The 15,176-nt window shown below is 71.6% G+C and carries 11 protein-coding genes and 1 tRNA gene; 9 read left to right on the top strand and 3 right to left on the bottom strand.

Annotation, left to right across the window (positions count from 1 at the left end):
* Window position 1 precedes the first annotated feature (1 nt).
* The 6 genes from BLR02_RS16180 to BLR02_RS16155 all read left to right on the top strand — a co-directional run bounded on the left by BLR02_RS16180 (window position 2) and on the right by BLR02_RS16155 (window position 7,760).
* Window positions 2-1,603 (top strand): phytoene desaturase family protein, encoded by a 1,602-nt coding sequence (locus BLR02_RS16180; RefSeq protein ID WP_090663918.1) that lies wholly within the window; start codon window positions 2-4, stop codon window positions 1,601-1,603.
* Window positions 1,604-1,694: 91 nt separating this feature from the next.
* Window positions 1,695-2,501 carry a lysophospholipid acyltransferase family protein gene (locus BLR02_RS16175; RefSeq protein ID WP_090663917.1) on the top strand — a complete coding sequence of 269 codons (807 nt, stop codon included), beginning with the start codon at window positions 1,695-1,697 and terminating at the stop codon, window positions 2,499-2,501.
* Between the two features lie 5 nt (window positions 2,502-2,506).
* A complete protein-coding gene (locus BLR02_RS16170) occupies window positions 2,507-3,607 on the top strand; it encodes a glycosyltransferase (RefSeq protein WP_090663916.1) in 1,101 nt (366 codons plus the stop codon).
* A complete protein-coding gene (locus BLR02_RS16165) occupies window positions 3,604-5,214 on the top strand; it encodes a squalene/phytoene synthase family protein (protein WP_176849616.1) in 1,611 nt (536 codons plus the stop codon). The genes BLR02_RS16170 and BLR02_RS16165 overlap by 4 nt, the downstream gene beginning before the upstream one ends.
* A 1-nt stretch (window position 5,215) precedes the next feature.
* A complete protein-coding gene (locus BLR02_RS16160) occupies window positions 5,216-6,430 on the top strand; it encodes a hydroxysqualene dehydroxylase (RefSeq protein WP_090561595.1) in 1,215 nt (404 codons plus the stop codon).
* Window positions 6,414-7,760 (top strand): aldehyde dehydrogenase family protein, encoded by a 1,347-nt coding sequence (locus tag BLR02_RS16155; protein ID WP_090663914.1) that lies wholly within the window; start codon window positions 6,414-6,416, stop codon window positions 7,758-7,760. Before BLR02_RS16160 ends, BLR02_RS16155 begins: the two co-directional genes overlap by 17 nt.
* Window positions 7,761-7,785: 25 nt before the next feature.
* Here BLR02_RS16155 and BLR02_RS16150 read toward each other — a convergent pair whose 3' ends face one another.
* Window positions 7,786-8,538 (bottom strand): hypothetical protein, encoded by a 753-nt coding sequence (locus BLR02_RS16150; protein WP_245704814.1) that lies wholly within the window; start codon window positions 8,536-8,538, stop codon window positions 7,786-7,788.
* A gap of 172 nt (window positions 8,539-8,710) precedes the next feature.
* Between BLR02_RS16150 and pip the strand changes: the two genes are divergently transcribed.
* Together pip and BLR02_RS16140 are read left to right on the top strand one after the other, a co-directional pair.
* A complete protein-coding gene (gene pip, locus BLR02_RS16145) occupies window positions 8,711-9,661 on the top strand; it encodes a prolyl aminopeptidase (protein ID WP_090561600.1) in 951 nt (316 codons plus the stop codon).
* Window positions 9,662-9,681: 20 nt separating this feature from the next.
* Window positions 9,682-9,758: transfer RNA gene (locus tag BLR02_RS16140), tRNA-Arg, on the top strand.
* A 108-nt stretch (window positions 9,759-9,866) separates the two neighbouring features.
* Here the strand turns inward: BLR02_RS16140 and lon are convergent.
* Window positions 9,867-12,245, bottom strand: coding sequence for an endopeptidase La (gene lon / locus BLR02_RS16135; RefSeq protein WP_090663913.1), 2,379 nt, complete (start codon window positions 12,243-12,245; stop codon window positions 9,867-9,869).
* Window positions 12,246-12,259: 14 nt separating this feature from the next.
* Entirely contained in the window at window positions 12,260-12,673 is a 414-nt protein-coding gene (locus BLR02_RS16130) for an Hsp20/alpha crystallin family protein (protein WP_218127355.1), read from the bottom strand.
* Window positions 12,674-13,647: 974 nt separating this feature from the next.
* Here BLR02_RS16130 and BLR02_RS16125 point away from each other — a divergent pair.
* Entirely contained in the window at window positions 13,648-15,171 is a 1,524-nt protein-coding gene (locus tag BLR02_RS16125) for a family 1 glycosylhydrolase (protein ID WP_218127970.1), read from the top strand.
* Window positions 15,172-15,176 lie beyond the last annotated feature (5 nt).

Genomic DNA, 15,176 nt, shown 5'->3' with positions numbered 1-15,176 from the left:
CATGGTCTCGCATGTGGTGGTGGTCGGTGGTGGCCTCGGCGGGCTCGCGGCGGCGGCGGTGGCCGCGGCGCGTGGCCACAAGGTGACGCTGCTCGACAAGAATCCGTGGCTCGGCGGCAAGGCGGCGGTGCTGAACCTGCCCGATCCGGCGCGGCCCGGCAGCAACCAGGGCTTCCGCTTCGACATGGGACCGACGATCCTCACCGTCCCCCGGGTGCTGCGCCGCATCTTCGCGGAGGCCGGGCGGGACCAGGCACAGGACCTGCCGCTGGTCCGGCTCGACCCGCAATGGCGCTGCTTCTTCGAGGATGGCACGCGGATCGACCTGATCGAGGACGTGGCGAAGATGGCCGCCGCGATGGACAGCTTCGCCCCCGGCACCGGCCAGGGCGCGGGCTACCAGCGCTTCCAGGCCGAGGCCCGCCGCCTGCATGAGATCTCGGAGAAATTCTTCTTCTGGAAGTCGGTCGAGGGCCTCTCCGACACCATCGACCTGAAGTCCAATTTCGACCCGAACACCATGCGCGAGGTGCTGGCGCTGCGGATGGGCAAGACTGTGGCGAAGGTCATCCGCGGCCATGTGCCGGATGCCCGCCTCGCCCAGATGCTGGACCATTTCTGCCAGTATGTCGGCTCCAGCCCCTATCTGGCGCCGGCCGTGCTCTGCTCGATCGGCGACATGCAGGCGAGCGAGGGCATCTGGTACCCGAAGGGCGGCACCCGCGCCGTGGCCGAAGGCCTCGCCAACCTCGCGGCCTCGCTTGGCGCCGACCTCCGTCCTGGTGTCGAGGTCACCGGCTTCGATATCGAGAACAACACGGTGAGGGCGGTCCGCACCGCAGGCGGCGAGCGCATCGCCTGCGATGCCGTCATCTCGAACATGGATGCCATCCGTACCTACAAGGAGCTGGTCGGCGGCCCGGTCGGCGCCAAGGTGGCCAGGAAGGCGCCCGAGCCGGCCTGCTCCGGCGTCGTGCTCTATCTCGGCCTCAGGAAGCGCTACGAGCACCTGGCGCATCACTGCTTCGTCTTCTCCCGCGATGCGGAGGAGGAATTCGACGCCATCTACAAGCGCGGCATTCCGGCGCCCGACCCGACCGCCTATCTCGCCGCCCCCTCCGGCACCGACCCGACGGTCGCGCCCGAGGGCGGCGAGGCGCTGTATGTGCTGGTCCACACGCCCTGGCTCCGCCCCGGCCATGACTGGGCGAAGCAATTCGCCCCCTACCGGCAGACCATCCTCGACAAGCTGAAGCGCACGGCCGGGATGGAGGATATCGAGGAGCGCATCGTCACCGAGAGCGCGCTCACCCCGGTCGATATCCATGAGCGCTACAAGGTGCTGAACGGTGCCATCTACGGCCTCGCCAGCCACGGCGCGTGGCTCGGCGCCTTCAAGCCCGGCAACCGGTCGAAGCGGGTGAAGGGGCTCTACCTCGCCGGCGGCGCGGCGCATCCGGGGCCGGGCATGCCGATGGTGATGATGAGCGGCTGGATCGCGGCCGACAGCCTCGACCAGGATCTCGGCGGGCGCGGCATGAGCGCGGCGGCGCGGGAGGCGGGCATGCCCGATGCCCTCCGCATGCCGCTCGCCGCCGAATGAGCGAGCCGGAGCATGATCGCCGAAGGGCGGCATCGCCCGGAGGCGTGAATCATGCGACCGGGATCATCCTGGCTCCTGCCGCGCGATCTCCATGAGCGCGCAGCATGAGCCGGGGCCGGCGGCGCTCTTCTCGCCGGCCCGCTTCGCCTTCTTCCGGTTCATCTTCGGCCGTTTCGCGGCGCGGCGGCTGCGCGCCATTCGCCTGGCCCATTGGGGCGCGCCCTGGCCGGGGGAGGGGAGTGGGCCGCTCGTCATCTACGCCAACCATCCCTCCTGGTGGGATGGCGTCGCCTTCATGGTGCTGTCGACCGAGCTGCTGCCCGGCCGGCGCATGTTCATCCCGATGGAGGCGGAGGCGCTCTCGCGCTACGGCTTCATGCGCCGCCTCGGCGTCTTCGGGGTGGAGCAGCAATCGGCCCGCGGCGCCGTCGCCTTCCTCCGCACCGCGCAAGCGGTGCTGGCCGATCCCGCCCATATGCTCTGGATGAATGCTCCCGGCCGCTTCTGCGATGTGCGGGAGCGCCCCGTCCCCATCGCCCCCGGACTGGTGCGCCTGGCGGAGCTGGCCCCGGAGGCGCGCTTCCTCCCGCTCGCCCTGGAATACCCCTTCTGGACCGAGGCCGCCCCCGAGATGCTCGCCGCTTTCGGCCCGCCCATCGCGGCGGCCGAATTGGCCGCGCTCGACCGCGAGGCCCGCACCAACCGCCTCCGCACCGCGTTGGAGGCGGTGATGGACCGGCTCGCCGAGGACGCCATCGCCCGCGATCCCGGCCGCTTCCGCCCGGTGCTGGAGGGCAGGGCGGGGATGGGCGGCATCTATCAGGGCTGGCGGCAGGCCCGGGCGGCGTTTCGCGGCGAGGCCTTCGACCCGCGTCATGATCCGCGCGCAGGAGGCTGAGGGCTATGGAACTCGCCTGGATCACCCTTGGCCTTGCCGCCCTGCCGGCGATGTTCGGCCTCGTCAATCTCTGGCTGCTGCCTCGCCTGCGGGCGCCCCGTGCGGCGCAGGAGGGGCTGGTCTCCATCCTCATCCCCGCGCGCGACGAGGCCGCCAATATCGAGGCCTGCCTCCGGGCGGCGCTCGCCAGCCGCGGTGTCGCCGTCGAGGTGGTGGTGATGGACGATGCGAGCCGGGACGGCACGGGCGAGATCGTGGCCCGTCTCGCCGAGGCCGACCCGCGCATCCGCCTCCTCCAGGCGCCGCCCCTGCCGCCCGACTGGACCGGCAAGGTCCATGCCTGCGCCCGCCTCGCCGAGGCCGCCCGCGGCACCCACCTGCTCTTCATCGATGCCGATGTCCGCCTCGACCCGGAGGCCGCCGCCGCCCTGCTCGCCCATGCCGATGCCCGCTGCATCGCCATGCTGAGCGGCGTGCCGCGGCAGCTGATCGGCTCGCTCGGCGAGGCGCTGACCGTGCCCGCTATCAACCTGCTGCTGCTCGGCTACCTGCCGGCGGTCGGCCGTGCCTTCACCCGGCGGGCCGATCTGGCGGCGGCCTGCGGCCAGCTCATCCTCTGCGACCGGGCCGCCTATGAGGCGGTGGGCGGCCATGGCGCCGTCCGCCATGTGCTGCATGACGGGCTGGCACTGGCCCGCCGCTTCCGGGCCGAGGGCCACCGGACCGAGGTGGTGGACGGCGCCCCGCTCGCCACCTGCCGGATGTATGGCGGCTTCGCCGAGTCCTGGGCCGGCTTCGTGAAGAATGCGCGGGAGGGCATGGCGACGCCCATGGGCCTGCCGGTCTGGACCGTGCTGCTGTCGGGGGCTCATCTCTGGCCCTGGGCGCTGCTGCCGGCCCCGCCCGCCATCGCCGCCATCCTGCTAATGCTGGCGCTGCGTGCCGCCATCACCTGGCGGGCGCGGGAGCCCTGGTGGACCGTGCCGCTTCACCCGCTGACCGTGCTGGTGGCGCTGGCCATCCAATGGGCGGCGCTGGGCCGCTGGCTGCTCGGGCGTCCGGCGGGCTGGAAAGGCCGCGCATATCCGGCCACAAAGGCGGCATGAGCAGCGCCACCATTGCCGTCACCCCGAACCGGGACCACGACACCGAGAATTTCCCCACCGCCTCGCTGCTGCTCGCCCGGCCGGCGCGGGCGCGGGTGATGGCCTTCTACCGTTTCGTCCGCACCGCCGACGACATCGCCGACAGCGCCGACCTCCCGGCCGCGGAGAAGCTTGCCCGGCTGGACGCGATGGAGCGGAGCCTCGAGGATTCCACCATCCCGCTGAACCGCCTCGGCGTCGGCACGGCGGAGGCGCGGCTGATGCTCTCCGCCTTCCGCCAGGATGCGACCTGCGCCCGCTATGCCGATTGGGCGGCGCTCGAGGATTACTGCTGCCGCTCCGCCGATCCGGTCGGCCGCATGCTGCTCCGCCTGCATGGCGATGGCGACCACGCGGCCGCCAATGCCGCCGCCGATGGGCTCTGCACCGCGCTGCAGGTGCTGAACCACCTGCAGGACCTGGTGCCGGACCGCGACCAGCTCGACCGCATCTACCTGCCGCAGTCCTGGATGGCACTGGCGGGCGGCGAGGCGGCTTTCTTCGACCCGGCCAACGCCGCCCGCCGCCGGGAGGTGCTCGACGCGGCGCTCGACCGCGTCGAGGAGCAGCTCGACCGCGCCTCGGGCTTGCCGCGCCTGCTGCGCTCCCGCCGCCTTGCCTGGCAGAGCACCGTCACCATCACCCTGGCCCGCCGGCTGCTGGCGCGGCTGCGCGCCGCCGACCCGGTGCTCGGCCGCGTGGCGTTGGGCCGGGTGGATTTCGCCCGCGCCTTCGCCGCCGCGCCCCTGCTCGGCCCGCGGGACGCGCCGATCGTCGCCCGCCGCGTCTCGCGTGCCGGCTCCTCCTTCGCCCGCGGCATGGCGGCGCTGAAGGGCGAGCGGCGCCGGGCGCTCTGGGCGGTCTATGCCTTCTGCCGCGCCGTGGACGACATCGCCGATGGCGCCATGCCGGAGGCGGAGAAGCGCCGCTTCCTCGCCGATTGGCGGGGCAAGCTGGAACGGCCGGATTGCGTGCTCTCCCGCGAGCTGGCCTGGGCCCGCGACGCCTATGGCGTGCCGCTCGAGGAATGCAGGGCGATGATCGCCGGCATGGAGACCGACAGCGCTGACCGCCTTCGCCTCGCCACCGAGGAGGATCTCGATCTCTATTGCCGTCGCGTCGCCGGCAGCGTCGGCGCCATGGCCGTCCGCATCTTCGGCGCGCCGGAGGCGGAGGGCTTCGGCCTCGATCTCGGCCATACCTTCCAGTTGACCAACATCCTGCGCGACGTGGACGAGGATGCGCTGCGGGAGCGGGTCTATATCCCCCTCGACCTGCTGGCCGCGGAGGGCATCCCGGACGGGCCGGCGGAGGGGATTGTCCGCCACCCCCGCTTCGCCGCCATTTGCGCCCGGCTGGGGGAGCGCGCCCAGGCCGGCTTCGCCCGCGCCGAGGAGGAAATTCGCCGGTACAGCCCCGTCGCCCTTCGCCCCGCCGCCGTCATGGCCTGGGGTTACCGCCGCCTGCTCGACCGCCTGGTCGCCCGCGGCTGGGAGGGCGCGCGGCCGCGGCCTCGGCTGACCAAGGGCGAGAAGCTGCGCATGGCCTGGATGGCGCTCGGCCGCTGACATGACCATCCATGTGATCGGTGCCGGCGTGGCCGGCCTCGCCGCCGCGTTGCGGCTCGTCGACCGGGGCCGCCCGGTGGTGCTGCACGAGTCCTCGCCCGGTGCCGGCGGCCGCTGCCGCGCCCTGCCGGATGGCACCGACAACGGAACCCATGCCCTGCTCGGCGCGAATACGGCGGCGCTCGGCCTGCTGCGGCGCATCGGCGCGCTGGAGGGCTGGGTGGAGCCGGAGCCGGCCGGCCTGCCGGTGCTCGACCTGCGGGATGGGCGGGCCTTCCGCGTCGCCCTCTCGCCCCTGGGCTGGCGCGACCCGGCACTCCGGCCGCCGGGGTTCTCCGCCCGGGCGATGGTGGCGCTGGCGCGGCTCTCGGCGCCCTGGGGCGACAGGCCGGTGGCGGAGGCGATGGCGGCACATCCGGAATTCCATCGCGGCTTCGTCGATCCGCTGGTGATCGCGGCGCTGAACACGCCCTCGATCGAGGCTTCCTCCCGCCGGCTCGGGGCCGTGCTGCGGCGGATGGGCGGGCGTGGGGCGACGCGGCTGCTGGTGGCGCGCTCCGGCCTCGGGCCCGACCTGGTGGCCCCGGCGCTCATGGCGCTGGAAGCGGCCGGGGCGGAGATCCGCTTCGGCGCGCGGCTGCGGCGCCTGGCGGTGGAGGGCGGGCGGCTCGCGGTCCTCGATTTCGGCGAGGACGCGGTGAGGCTCGGCGCGCAGGATGCCGCCGTGCTGGCGACGCCGCCCTGGGAGAGCCTTCGCCTGCTGCCGCATCTGGCCACGCCGGAGAGCTACGCCCCCATCGTCAACCTGCACTACGCCCATCCGGGGCCTGGTCCGGTGCGCTTCCTCGGGCTGCTGGATGCCCTCTGCCAATGGGTGCTGGTGCGCCCCGCCGGCGTCAGCGTCACGGTCAGCGCCGGCGACGAGGCGGCACGGGAGGACCAGGACAGCCTCGCCCGGCGCGCCTGGGCCGAGTTGCGCCAGGCAGCCCTGGCCTTCGGCCTCGCCGGCGACTGGCCGGAGGAGGCGCCGCCCTGCCGGGTGGTGAAGGAGCGCCGGGCGACGCCACGCCACAGGCCGGGGCCGCCGCCACGCCCACCGCGCCTGCCGCTGCCGAACCTTGCCCTGGCCGGCGACTGGACCGACCCGGTGCTGCCCGCGACGATCGAGGCCGCCACCCGCAGCGGCGAGGCGGCGGCCGATGCCCTCCGCGGCTGAGGCGGCGCTCGCCGGGCTGCGGGCCGCCGCCGCGCGGGACGGCACCCCGAGCCTCGACCGACGCCGCGCCCTGCTCGACGCCCTCGCCGCCACCATGCTGCGCCGGGCCGAGGCGGCGGCGGCGGCCATCGATGCGGACTACGGCGGGCGCAGCCCGGAGGAGACGCTGCTCGCCGAGGTGAAGCTGGTGGTGGATGCGGCGCGGCATGCCCGGCGCCACCTGCATCGCTGGGCCCGGCCGCGGCGCGTCGGCGTGCCCTTTCCCTTCCAGCCAGCACGGGCCTGGCAGGAGCCGGTGCCGAAGGGCGTCATCGGCATCATGGCGCCCTGGAACTATCCGCTGCAGCTCGCCCTGCTGCCCGCCATTGATGCGCTGGCGGCGGGCAACCGCCTTGTGGTCAAGCCGGCCGAGGCAACGCCCCGCACCGCCGCCCTGCTCGCCGATCTGGTGCAGGAGGCGCTGGGCGAGGATATCGCCCGCACCGTCCAGGGCGGGCCGGAGGTCGCCGCCGACTTCGCCGCCCAGCCCTGGGATCATCTGGTCTTCACCGGCGGGACCGAGACCGGGCGGCGGGTGATGGCGGCCGCGGCCGCGAACCTCGTGCCCGTGACCCTCGAGCTTGGCGGCAAATGCCCGGCGCTGGTGCTGCCGGGTGCCGATCTGCGGCGGGCGGCGCAGGCCATCCTGGCCGGCAAGGCGGTGAATGCGGGCCAGACCTGCATCGCCCCGGATACCGTTCTGCTGATCGGCCATGACCGGGCGGATTTCCTTGCGGCCTGCCGGGCGAGCGGCATCGGCCTGCCGGAGACGGTGGTGGTGAATGACCGCCAGGCCGCACGCCTCGCCGGACTATGCGAGGGCGCCTCGGTGACCCCGCTGGCGCCCGATGGCCCCAGCCGCCAGCGCGCCATCGCCCTTGCCGAAGCGCCGCCCGGCCATCCGCTGCACGAGGCCGAACTCTTCGGCCCGGTGCTGGCGCTGCAGCCGCTCCCCGATCTCGCCGCCGCCATCGCCTGGATCGCCGCCCGGCCGGCGCCGCTTGCCATCTACCTGTTCGGCGCGAGCCGGGCCGAGGTGGCGGCCATCGCGACCGGCACGCGGAGCGGCGCCATCGTGGAGGGGCGATGCGTGGAATATGCGACCTTCCCGGCCCTCGCCTTCGGCGGCGTCGGAGCCTCCGGCTTCGGCCGGCGGAATGGCGAGGCGGGGTTCCTGGAGTTCAGCGCCCTCCGCGCCCGGGTGGCGCATGGCGGCTGGAGCCTGTCGCGCCTGCTCGACCCGCCACGAGGCGCGCGGGCGCGGGCCCTGGTGCGGCGCATCCTGCGTTGAAGCCGGCCTCGTCTGGGGCCAGGGCCTAGCCGCCGCGGAACCAGCGCCGCAGCCGGTTGAGGAGGCCTTCGCCGCTCTTCGGCTGGCTGCGCTGATGGGTCACATGCGGCCGGCGGGAGGGTGGGGGCAGGGCGCTCGCCACCGTATGGCGCCCGGCATCCCGCGCTGCGATCAGGCGGATTTCGAGCCCCACCACCTGCGCCACCGCCTCCGGCGCATCGGCACGGGACAGGCTCTGGGCCGTGGCCTCCGCATCGTCCCAGGCCTCGGCCCGGCGCAGCGCATCGATGATGCGCACCGTCTGCTCGTGGTCGAGCGGCGGCCCGCCGCGCCAGAGCGCCACTGCCTCCAGCCGCCAGAGCCGCGCCAGCTCGCGCTGGTCGAGGTCATCGGCGACCCAGGCGGCCTGGAGCGTGGCCTCGGCGGCGGCATGCAGGGCGCCGGTTTCCTCCAGCACATGCGCCCAGGCGAGGAAGCGGCGGGAGAGGGGCGGGTAGGTGGCCTCGGCCATCAAGGCGCGGAAGGGGGCGGCATGGACGGCCTGGGCGGCAGCCGGATGGGCGCGGGTGATGTTGGGCGCGGAGTAGCCGCAATTCGGGCATTGCTGCAGCCAGCGCGCCATGGTCGAGCGCACAGGCTCGCCCGGCCGGAGGTCGAGGTCCGGCGCCTGTTCGGGCGGACCCGGACGGAACGGGGGCTGCCGGCTGCCCGTGCCGCAGACGGCGCAGCGCGGCAAGGCTTCGGGCGCCGTCGGGCGGGAATTGGCGGGCGATGACATGGCCATTGGCTGGAAGTTAGGCATGCTCCGGCAAAAGGCGAAGAGGCACCGCGCATGACGCGCGTCACGTGCCGGCGGATTCTGTCACTTTCCGGTGCCAAAGAGCGAAATCCGGGCAATTGGATGGCGCGCTGGCAGTTGCCGAGCCGGCCCGACCCGCGGATATTGGGACATGCCCCGTGGCGACCTCTTCCCCGATATCGCACCTTTCGAAACCGGCCTGCTGCCCCTGGCCGGCGGCCATGTCATGTATTGGGAGCAGGTCGGCAATCCGCGCGGCCAGCCCGCGCTCTTCCTGCATGGCGGTCCGGGGGCCGGCGCAGGGGCGGTGCATCGCCGCTTCTTCGATCCCGGCCATTGGCGGGTGGTGATCTTCGACCAGCGCGGGGCCGGGCGCTCGCGCCCGCTCGGTGAGCTGCGGGACAACACCACGCCGCATCTGGTCGAGGATATCGAGACGCTTCGCCGCTTCCTTGGCATCGAGCGCTGGCTGCTCTTCGGTGGCTCCTGGGGCAGCACCCTGGCCCTCGCCTATGCCCAGGCCTATCCGGAGCGTGTCACCGGCTGCGTGCTGCGCGGCGTCTTCCTCGGCCGGCGCAGCGAGGTGGACTGGTTCCTGACGGGCCTCCGCCGGGTCTTTCCCGATGCCTGGGCAGCCTTCACCGAGCACCTGCCGCCGGAGGAGCGGGGCGACCTGCTCGGCTCCTACCTTCGCCGGCTCTGCGATCCGGACCCGATGGTCCACCTGCCCGCGGCGCGCGCCTGGAGCCAGTACGAGGGCAGCTGCTCCACCCTGCTGCCGAGCCCGGAGACGGTGGCGAGCTTCGCCCAGGACCGCAGCGCCCTCGGCCTCGCCCGGATCGAGGCGCATTACTTCGCGCATGATCTCTTCCTCCCGCAGGAGGGGCTGCTCGGCCATATGGACCGCATCGCCCATATCCCGGCCGAGATCGTACAGGGGCGCTATGACATGGTCTGCCCGGCCGAGACCGCCTTCGATCTGGCCGCCGCCTGGCCACGGGCGCGGCTGACCGTGGTGGCCGATGCCGGCCATTCCGCCCTCGAGCCCGGGGTGCGGACGGCCCTCGTCAGTGCGGTGGAGCGGTTCCGGCGGCGCGGCTGATATGCTAGGCTTGTTGCCGGGTCTCCGTAGCTCAGCAGGATAGAGCACCAGATTCCTAATCTGGGGGCCGTGGGTTCGAATCCCGCCGGGGACACCATTGGGCGATTGCGGGGCCGGTTCGCCCTGTCACGCAGCAAGGCTGCGGGTTGGGCCGCCTGGACCATGGCGGGCCCGCTACAGGCAGCCTGCTTACTGAGGCGCCCGCCTAGCCAAGCGCCTGGGCGACTGCTTCCTCCGCCCGCTCCAGCCAGACGAATTCCAGCCGGTTGCGGGCATCCTCCGGAATCTCCTCGTAGTCCTTCCGGTTCCGCGCGGGCATCAGCACCCGCGTCAGACCGGCCCGCGCCGCTGCCACGGCCTTCTCCCGGATGCCGCCGACCGGCAGCACCAGGCCGCGCAGGCTGATCTCTCCCGTCATCGCCGTATCCTGCCGCACGGTGCGGTTGGTGAGCAGCGAGACCAGCGCGGTAAACATGGCGACGCCGGCGCTCGGCCCATCCTTCGGCGTCGCGCCGGCGGGTACGTGGATATGGATGTCCGATCGTTCGAAGAGCGCCGGATCGATGCCGAACTCGACCGCGCGGCTCTTCACCAGGCTGAGGGCCGCCTGGGCACTCTCGCGCATGACCTCGCCGAGCTGCCCGGTGAGGATCAGCCGCCCGCCGCCTGGCGTGCGGGTCGCCTCTATGAAGAGGATGTCGCCGCCGACCGGTGTCCAGGCGAGGCCTGTTACCACGCCGGGCACGGAGGTCCGCAACGCCACCTCGCTCTCGAAACGCCGTGGGCCGAGGATGCCACCCAGATCCTCCGCCCCGATCCGCACCGTCGTGGCGCTGCCCTCCGCGATACGCACGGCCGCATGGCGCAGGGCCCGGCCGATCTCGCGTTCCAGGCCGCGCACGCCGGCCTCCCGCGTGTAGTCCTGGATGATGGCGCGCAGCGCCTCGTCGGTGATCTCGAGCTGCCCGGGCTGCAACCCGTTCGCCTCGCGCTGGCGGCGCACCAGGTAGCGCCGGGCGATCTGCAGCTTCTCCGCCTCGGTGTAGCCGGTGAGTTCGATGATCTCCATCCGGTCTCGCAGCGGGCCGGGGATGGTGTCGAGCATGTTGGCGGTGGCGATGAAGACCACGCGGGAGAGGTCGAAGGGCACGCCGAGGTAATTGTCCCGGAAGCTGTCGTTCTGCTCAGGGTCCAGCACCTCCAGCATGGCCGCCGAGGGATCGCCCTGGATGCCGCGGCCCATCTTGTCGATTTCGTCCAGCATCATCACGCAGTCCCGCGCATGCACCTTGCGGATGGCCTGCAGGATGTTCCCGGGCAGCGCGCCGATATAGGTGCGCCGGTGGCCGCGGATCTCCGCCTCGTCATGCACGCCACCGAGCGAGACGCGGACGAAGGGCCGGCCCATGGCGCGGGCGATGGACTGGCCGAGCGAGGTCTTGCCTACGCCCGGTGGCCCGGCGAAGCAGAGGATCGGCGCCTTGCCCTGCGGCGCCAGCTTCCGCACCGCGAGATACTCGACGATGCGCTGCTTGATCCGGCCCAGCCCGAAATGGTCCTCGTCGAGGATCCGGCGCGCCTCGGCGATGTCGATCGGCCTCTCCTCGGGCAGGCGCCAGGGCAGATCGGTCATCCAGTCGAGATAGCCCCGGATCATGCCGTGCTCGGGCGAGGCTTCCGGCATGCGCTCCAGCCGCCGGAGCTCCTTGCGTGCGGCGGCTTCCACCTCCGCCGGCATGCCGGCCTTCTCGATCGCCTCGGTCAGCTCCTTCAGCTCGACCGACTTGCCGTCATCCTCGCCGAGCTGCTTCTGGATGGATGCCATCTGCTCGCGCAGCAGCATCTCGCGCTGGCGCGCATCGAGGCTGGCACGGGTCCGCTGGCCGATCTCGGCATTCAGCCGCAGGACCTCCAGCCGCCCGGCCAGCGCGGCGGAGACGCGGTCGAGCCGGGGCACCAGCTCCAGCGTCTCGAGGATCTCCTGCTTTTCCGCGGCGGCCAGGTCCATGTAGCCGGCGACGAGATCGGCGAGTGCCGCGCCGGACTCCAGCGTCTGCACGGTGTTCACCAGCCCTTCCGGCACCTGCGGCAGCAGCCGCAGCGCCTCCAGCGCCTGACCGCGGAGGTGCATGACCCGCGCCTCGATCTCGGTCGTTCGCTGGTCCGGCTCGTCGAGCCTGACGATGCCGGCGGCGAGGAAGGGCCGCCCACTGATCCAGTCCAGCGTGCGGAAGCGCTGCACGCCCTGGCAGACCAGCTGATGGGTGCCATCCGGTGCCGTCAGCCAGCGCAGCACATTCGCCACCGTACCGGTGCGGTACAGGTCGGCCGTGCCGGGCTCGGGTGACTGCGGGTCCCGCTGCAGGAGCACGCCGATCTGCTGGCCGTCCCGCATGGCGTGCTGCACGGCGGCGACCGAGGAGGGGCGGCCGACCGCGATGGGCAGCACCGCTCCTGGAAAGAGCACGGTGTCGCGGACAGGGAGGATGGCCAGCGCATCCGGCGGCAGGCTGGCGCCGTCCCCGCCGCCCGGGGCGGGGCCGAGATCCGGGGCGAAGAGGCGATGGGCTTGATGGTGATGCATGGGGCGCTCCCGGCTCAGCCTGCCTTGTCCAACCGAACCAGCAGGCAGCCATCGACGAGGCTGTGGCGAACCGGTGTGGCATAGCGGCCGGCAGGCAATGGGATCCGCCGCTCGAACCGCCCCTGCGGGAGTTCCAGGCGATGGATGACGGCATTGCGCAACTCGGCTGGTAGCAGCCGAAGGCCGCTGATGCGCAGCACCCCGTCCTCGATCACGGCCTCCACCGCATCGGGGCTTACCCCGGGCAGGGCGACGAGGATCAACACCTCCCTTTCGGTCTCCAGCACATCCGTCGGCGGATGCCAGACGGGCAGGGATGACGGCGCATGGCGGGGGAGGAAGAACTGGCGATGCAGCCGTTCGGCACGGAGGAGCGTGTCGCAGGCCTCTGCCCACATCCAGCCCTCGGGATCCTGTCGTCCTGCCATGGCGTCCCAACGCTCCAGAAGTTCGAGGCCAACGCGATGCAGCCGCGATAGTGCCACAGGTTATTATTGGCCTGAGTCGCAGCGGGCTGAGGGCGTAATTGGATAGTTTGCTGTGGCCGCACGACCTCCATGAACGTCGCCGCCGCAAGGGTCCTTCCGGATCCTGGACCAAGGGCATGTACTGCCTCCCCCGTATCCCGCGGGCCGCGGCATTGTTGCTGCATGGCCACGACTTGGCGGGAGCCGCATCGCGGCTTCGCAGGCTGGATCACAGGGACCGCATCCCAGCGGATGCGGTGCCCATACGCCTCAGCATCTCCGGTGCCGGGATCGCTGACATTGGTGTGGGGCAGAAATGGCAGCCAGCGATGACTTGGCTCGCGCGCTCGTTGTCGGCGGCGTTGCCGCTCAGCATGCAGGCTGACGATATCGCCGGTGCCATGATCAACGAGATGCGGCTTGCGTCAAAACCGGGATGTACGTCTCTACCCGTCCTCGTCCCGCCTGCCTTCCGGCACGAACTGCGCCGGGCCGCTGATGCGGCCCAAGGCCGACCCATTTCGTGTGCCGGACCTGGCAGGGCTTTCGGGCTGGGCCCTTGTTCGGTTGAAGATCCTCCTGCCGGAATTCAGCTTCGGCAAATGCGGGCAGGCTGGGGGCGCACGGCTGGCACCACCTTGCCTTCTCCGCTCCAGGCCTTGGTCAGTCACGGCCATGGCTCGCGGTCTGTCACTAATCGGAGAGAGCGGCGGCCGTAATGAGTGGCGCGACAGTTCGCGCACTCCAGCCACTTCAGAAAAAGAACATGTTTTTCAGACTGTTGCTGGATGACATGAAAAGCAACGTCGAGGCCGGGCCCTGTGCCCTCGACCCCAGCCGAGGCCTCCGCGGCTCAAGCAATCCGCTACCGTTATACGAACCCTCAGCCTCGGGCGTGATTGCAGGTCCATGCGTTTCGCTTTGGGGGAGCCTGCATGACTGATTCCACCAGTTTCACGATGCTCGACGATGGATCGGGTGATATGCTGCAAGCCGGATCACCGGCCGACCAGCACCCGGCGCCTGGGCCACGTGGGGATTGCGTGGAAGCCTCCTGGTCTTCGCCTGTCGTCGACGATCTCAGTGTCCTGAACGAGACGCCGGCCAACGACCTCGGCATCGCCGAGGCCGCGACACGGCGCGCTGCGTCCGAGCTTGAGCTGTGGGGAGGCATCGAGTGCACGGTCCTCCGCGTCGGCGACATGTGGCGGGACCAGCTGCGCGAGAGTGGCCATTACCATCGCATCGACGATCTCGAGGCGGTGGCCCGGCTGGGCTTCCGCAAGCTGCGCTACCCTGTCCTCTGGGAGCATGTAGCGCCGGAGCAGCCCGGCGAATGCGATTGGCGGTGGCATGATGAGCGGCTGGCCCGGCTGAGGGAGTTGGGCATCACGCCGATCGCCGGCCTTGTTCACCACGGTGGCGGCCCGCACTACACCAACCTGCTCGATCCGAACTTCCCGGAGCTGCTGGCGGAGCAGGCGGAGCGTACCGCGCGGCGCTATCCCTGGATCAAATCCTGGACCCCGGTGAATGAGCCGCTGACCACGGCACGCTTCTCGGGCCTCTACGGCCATTGGTTCCCGCATGGGACTGACGAGGCGACCTTCCTGCGCATCCTGGCGAATGAATGCCGCGCGGTCGTGCTGGCCATGCGCGCCATTCGCCGTGTCATCCCCGATGCGGAGCTGGTGCAGACCGAGGATCTGGGGAAGACCTTCAGCACGCCAAAGCTGGCCTACCAGGCGGAGGACGAGAACGAGCGGCGCTGGCTCAGCCTCGACCTGTTGACCGGCCGCGTTGACCGGGACCATCCCTGGTGGCGGCGGTTGCTCGCCGCCGACGTGACGGAGGCTGAGCTGGACGAGTTCCGTGCCCAGGATCTCGGCCCGATGGTGATCGGCTTCAACTACTACATTACCAGCGAACGCTTCCTGGATCACCGCCTGGCGCTCTATCCGGAGCACATGCATGGCGGCAACGGCCGCGACGCCTATGCCGATATCGAGGCCGCGCGGGTGCCGTTGCCGCCGCATGAGGGAACGGGCTGGGAGCCTCGCCTGCGTGAGGCCTGGGACCGATACGGCTCCATTCCCCTGGCCATCACCGAGGCGCATATCGGCTGGTGCCCGGAGCATGAGCAGGTCCGCTGGTTCCTGGAAGCCTGGGATGCCGCGGCAGGGCTGCGCGCCGAGGGTGCCGATATCCGGGCCGTGACGATCTGGTCGCTGCTCGGCGCCGTCGACTGGAACAGCCTGCTGACCCAGAAGACCGGACATTATGAGCCGGGCGTCTTCGACATGCGCCACCCGAGCGGACGGCCGCATCCGCGGCTGATCGCCAAGGCGGCCGAAGCCATTGCACGGCAGGGCCGCTTCGAGCATCCGCTGCTGCAACAGCCCGGCTGGTGGCGCCGCGAGGACCGCTTCCTCGTGCCGCCGAAGCAGGCGGCGGGCTGACGGAG

It is taken from the genome of Belnapia rosea (assembly GCF_900101615.1).
In the GTDB taxonomy this organism is placed as follows: domain Bacteria; phylum Pseudomonadota; class Alphaproteobacteria; order Acetobacterales; family Acetobacteraceae; genus Belnapia; species Belnapia rosea.
Note: the sequence above shows the minus strand (reverse complement) of the source record. Positions and strands in the feature narration are given on the sequence as shown.

Coding starts and splice junctions, on each gene's coding strand:
- BLR02_RS16180 (WP_090663918.1), top strand. CDS start 2: ATGGTCTCGCATGTGGTGGTGGTCGGTGGTGGCCTCGGCGGGCTCGCG.
- BLR02_RS16175 (WP_090663917.1), top strand. CDS start 1,695: ATGAGCGCGCAGCATGAGCCGGGGCCGGCGGCGCTCTTCTCGCCGGCC.
- BLR02_RS16170 (WP_090663916.1), top strand. CDS start 2,507: ATGGAACTCGCCTGGATCACCCTTGGCCTTGCCGCCCTGCCGGCGATG.
- BLR02_RS16165 (WP_176849616.1), top strand. CDS start 3,604: ATGAGCAGCGCCACCATTGCCGTCACCCCGAACCGGGACCACGACACC.
- BLR02_RS16160 (WP_090561595.1), top strand. CDS start 5,216: ATGACCATCCATGTGATCGGTGCCGGCGTGGCCGGCCTCGCCGCCGCG.
- BLR02_RS16155 (WP_090663914.1), top strand. CDS start 6,414: ATGCCCTCCGCGGCTGAGGCGGCGCTCGCCGGGCTGCGGGCCGCCGCC.
- BLR02_RS16150 (WP_245704814.1), bottom strand. CDS start 8,538: ATGTCATCGCCCGCCAATTCCCGCCCGACGGCGCCCGAAGCCTTGCCG.
- pip (WP_090561600.1), top strand. CDS start 8,711: ATGCCCCGTGGCGACCTCTTCCCCGATATCGCACCTTTCGAAACCGGC.
- lon (WP_090663913.1), bottom strand. CDS start 12,245: ATGCATCACCATCAAGCCCATCGCCTCTTCGCCCCGGATCTCGGCCCC.
- BLR02_RS16130 (WP_218127355.1), bottom strand. CDS start 12,673: ATGGCAGGACGACAGGATCCCGAGGGCTGGATGTGGGCAGAGGCCTGC.
- BLR02_RS16125 (WP_218127970.1), top strand. CDS start 13,648: ATGACTGATTCCACCAGTTTCACGATGCTCGACGATGGATCGGGTGAT.